Origin of the sequence: Chitinophaga sp., assembly GCF_035564935.1 — a bacterium.
Taxonomy (GTDB): Bacteria; Bacteroidota; Bacteroidia; order Chitinophagales; family Chitinophagaceae; genus Chitinophaga.
The window spans coordinates 1-4,287 of sequence record NZ_DATMTE010000888.1; the positions used below are offsets into that span (position 1 = coordinate 1).

At 42.1% G+C, this 4,287-nt stretch carries 3 protein-coding genes; all 3 read left to right on the forward strand.

Annotated features, from left to right (window positions below):
• Positions 1–1,593, forward strand: a 1,593-nt coding sequence (locus VN105_RS23140) for a TonB-dependent receptor domain-containing protein (RefSeq protein WP_325644674.1), incomplete at its 5' end; no start/stop codon positions are given.
• 12 nt (positions 1,594–1,605) lie between these two features.
• Positions 1,606–3,003, forward strand: a complete 1,398-nt coding sequence (locus tag VN105_RS23145) for a RagB/SusD family nutrient uptake outer membrane protein (RefSeq protein WP_325644676.1) — start codon at positions 1,606–1,608, stop codon at positions 3,001–3,003.
• Positions 3,004–3,133: 130 nt separating this feature from the next.
• Positions 3,134–4,210 carry a TlpA disulfide reductase family protein gene (locus VN105_RS23150; RefSeq protein ID WP_325644678.1) on the forward strand — a complete coding sequence of 359 codons (1,077 nt, stop codon included), beginning with the start codon at positions 3,134–3,136 and terminating at the stop codon, positions 4,208–4,210.
• Positions 4,211–4,287: the final 77 nt, after the last annotated feature.

A 4,287-nucleotide genomic window follows, 5' to 3' on the forward strand; every position in this document is an offset into this window, starting at 1 on the left:
TCCGAAAACCCGGCCAGCTCGCAAAATCCTTCGTATGCCGAAGCCAGTGCCGCTTTTGGTAATACCGCCGCACAAACCATTAATGTGGAACCGCAGATAAATTACAGGAGATCTATAGGAAAAGGGGTGCTGACCGCTTTATTAGGAGGTACCTATAAAAAAGTTACCAGCGATGCCTATCAGGTAGAAGCATATGGTTATTCAAATGATAATCTGCTCGGTACAGTTATTGGCGCTACAACTACCTATCCTTTTGAAACCATTAACCTCGTTAAATACAGTGCTGCCTTTGCCCGTCTCAAATATGTTTATGATGAAAAATATATTATAGAGATTTCGGGCAGAAGGGATGGTTCCAGTAACTTCGGTCCCGGCCGGCAGTTCGGTAATTTCGCATCCGCAGGAGCAGGTTGGATATTTTCTGAGGAACAAGCATTCAAAGAGGCGCTTCCCTTCTTCACTTATGGCAAGCTTTCCGGAAGCTATGGCACCACCGGGGGAGATGCGTCAAAGGCTTACTCCTACCAGGCATTATATCAAAACTTATCTTCAGTTCCCGCTTTTCAAAACATCAGGCAAACTTATGCTTACAATCTTTACAATCCTGATTTTAGCTGGGCTACAAAAAAATCACTGAACCTGGCGGTGGACCTTGGCTTTTTTAATAACCGCCTGTTCTTAAATGCCACCTATTACAGGAACAGGGAAAGCAACCAACTTGTAGATAACCCGTTACCTATACAAAGTGGTTTCACAAGCGTATTTGGAAACCTGAATGCCGTTGTTCAAAACCAGGGCTGGGAATTTACAGCTACGTCAACCAACATAAAAAGCAGGAGCTTTTCATGGACCACTAATTTCAATTTAACGCTTAACCGGAATAAACTGGTTGATTTTCCTGGTCTGGCATCATCTTCTTATGCCGACAAATACATTATAGGACAGCCGGTTTCCATAATAATAGGCTATAAGTATAAGGGAGTAAATCCTGGTACCGGGCTGTATGAGTTTTACGACAAAAACGGTAATGCCACTTACAACCCGAAATTCGGAACAGCCGCCACCGGGGGCGACCAGGTACCTATCGGCAATATGGATATTAAATATATGGGGGGACTGGGCAATAACTTCACCTACAAAAATTTCAATCTCTATGTTTTTTGCCAGTTCTCAAGCAGCAATGCTCCTAATTTCCTTTCTGCACTTTACAGTACTGATTTCCCGGGAGCACTAACCAATCAACCTGCAGCCATATTGGGTCAATACTGGAAAAAACCGGGCGATCAGGCCACTATTCAGCGGCTGGGCAGCAGTTACACCTCAGGTTCGCTTAGCACTTTACCGGCTTTTGGACAATCAGATGGCGTTTATAGTAATGACACTTATCTCCGTGTTAAAACAGTATCACTATCTTATACTTTGCCGGATGCTTTTCTTCAAAAAGTACATGTTAAAGGCGGCAGTATTTATGTGAATGCGCAAAACCTGTTCACCATCACAAACTATAAGGTGGGTGATCCCGAACAACCAGGCACTTTTACCGCTTTCCCATTACAACGGATCGTTGCATTTGGTTTAACCTTCAAATTTTAAGCAATTATTGTCATGAAAATATTAAATAAAATACTGGCAGGCTATGCGTTGATGGCAATAGGTACATTGGTTTCCTGCAAAAAATTGATCGAAATACCCGGTAATCCGCCAACGCTGATTACCAGGGCGCAGCAATTTGCAGACAGTGTGTCGGTAATATCTGCTGTTGCTGGTGTATATACTTATAACCAGGGGAAAGGTTTTGCTTACAGCGATGCCAACTTTACCATAGCTACAGGACTTTCTGCCGACGAAATATCTACTACCGCCTCTACAGATAACGCGCAATTTTATAGTTATACGCTTACTGCTTTAAATAACGGAATAATTGCATTATGGCAATACCCCTACCAGGGAATGTACCAGGTAAATGATATCCTGGAGGGCATTACAAACAACAGTAAACTATCTACTTCATTCATACGTCAAATCACCGGCGAAATGAAGGTAGTAAGAGCGTTATATTACTTTAACATGGTTAATTTATTCGGCGACGTACCCCTTATTACTTCCACCGATTACAGCATAACAGCTCATTTACCCAGGGCTGCTGCTGAAGCTGTTTACACGCAGATAACAGCGGACCTTACCGATGCAGTTCAAATATTACCGGCAAGCTACCCGTCGGCCGGAAGAGTACGCCCTAACCGTTATGCCGCAGTAGCTTTACTGGCTAAAGTGCATCTATACCGGGGCCAGTGGCAGGCTGCCTACGACGAAGCCGATGAAATTATTAAATCAAATGTATATAGTCTGAATGATGTTCCTTTAAATGATGTCTTTTTAGAGGGAAGTAAGGAAGCCATCTGGCAATTGCCGGTCAGAAATTCGTACCAGCAAACTGCGGAAGCACAAAATTTTGTGCCTTCCACAGGCTCAACGCCAAGGTACCTGGTAACACCTTTTTTATTAGATCAGTTTGAAGCGGGCGACCAACGGCGTTCAAGCTGGATAGGTACTACTGTTGTAAATAACAAAGAGCTTAACTATCCCTTTAAATACAGGAACAAGCTGGCAGCCAATGTTCCTCTTGAAAACTATATGGTATTCAGGCTCGGGGAAGCTTTACTTATCCGTGCTGAAGCTGCTGCACATTTAAACAACCTCCACCAGGCTTTAACAGATGTGAATACCATCCGCAGCCGGGCCGGGCTACCCGGCAGCGCCGCTGATGTAAATTCACAGGATGCAGTACTAAATGCCGTTATGCATGAAAGGCAAACAGAATTATGCTTTGAATGGGGAAATCGCTGGTTTGATCTGAAAAGGAATGTAACACCGGCAACATCGGCAGCAACAGTGCTTGGCGCAGAAAAAAGCGGATATCATCCCGATGCCGCCCTGTTCCCTATACCTCAAACACAAATACAATTAAACAACCAGCTGAAACAAAACCCTGGTTATAATTAACCTGTAAACTTAACAGTAAATACTTCAATACACTACCCGGGGTATAATATGATCCCGGATAGTGTATTCTTTTTCCTCAAACAGCGTATTGAATCTTACACCATTTTATTCACTTACAAATTAAACAACCATGAAAAAAAATAATTTATTGCACAGTATTTTATTCATTTCATTATTCTTCCCAGGCTTAATAAGCCAGGCGCAAAACACCGTGCTTTCAGGCCATCTGAAGGGATTATCCGGCAGAACTATTGAAATTTTCTACATTAAGAATGGTGTATCCATCACTGATTCCGTAACAGTGGTCCGGGATACTTTTACCTGGAAAACAAATTTGGAGGAACCGCTGCGGCTTGCATTAACAGTTGGGCATAACAATTATTTTTTCTTTTTTGCAGAACCAGGTCATATCAAACTGACGGGTATTAAAGATGTTACGAAATCGTACATCATAAGCGGTTCACCAATACAGCAGGATGCGGAAGCATTCAGCGTATTTATTAAAGATCTGACAGATCAACGGGATTCACTAAATTCCAATTTCAGCAACGCATCTGTAAAAGAGAAAGCTGGAATAAACAACAAACGGGATGATCTTAAAAAACAACTTCAAAACAGAACAGCACAATTCATTGCCAGTCATCCCAAAAGTTCTTTCAATATGTACCTGATATCGCTGGAGAAAGATTACAATGAAATAAGACGCTTGTACAACGAACTCGATGAATCGGCCCAACAGACTAACGAGGGTAAAAAAATTGCCCAAAAACTGGAAACATTAGCCAAAGGCCAGGTAGGTATGCAAATAGCAGATTTTACGCAACCTGATACAAGTGGACACCCCGTGAAGTTTAGCAATTTCAAAGGGAAATATGTATTGATAGATTTCTGGGCCAGCTGGTGCGCGCCATGCCGTGCAGAAAATCCCAATGTGCTGAAAGCTTACCATGCATTTAAAAATAAAAATTTTACCGTTATTGGAATATCGCTGGATGATAAAGCGGCCAATTGGAAAAAAGCCATCCGCGATGATAAAATGCCCTGGACTCAACTATCAGACCTTAAAGGTTGGAAGAATGAGGTATCTGCTGGTTTTGGAATAGAATTTATACCAAGTAACCTGCTCATAGATCCTTCCGGGAAAATCATTGCAAAAGATCTCAGGGGCGCAATGCTTGAAAATAAGCTGAAAGAATTATTGAATTAACAATTATATAAAATCACCGCTGCTATTTTTACTGCTATTGCCTGCAGCAAGCGCTTTATATAAGCACCGGGATTTAC

Bases quoted from the DNA above. Each gene is read 5' to 3' on its own strand.
- VN105_RS23145 (WP_325644676.1), top strand. From the start codon at position 1,606: ATGAAAATATTAAATAAAATACTGGCAGGCTATGCGTTGATGGCAATA.
- VN105_RS23150 (WP_325644678.1), top strand. From the start codon at position 3,134: ATGAAAAAAAATAATTTATTGCACAGTATTTTATTCATTTCATTATTC.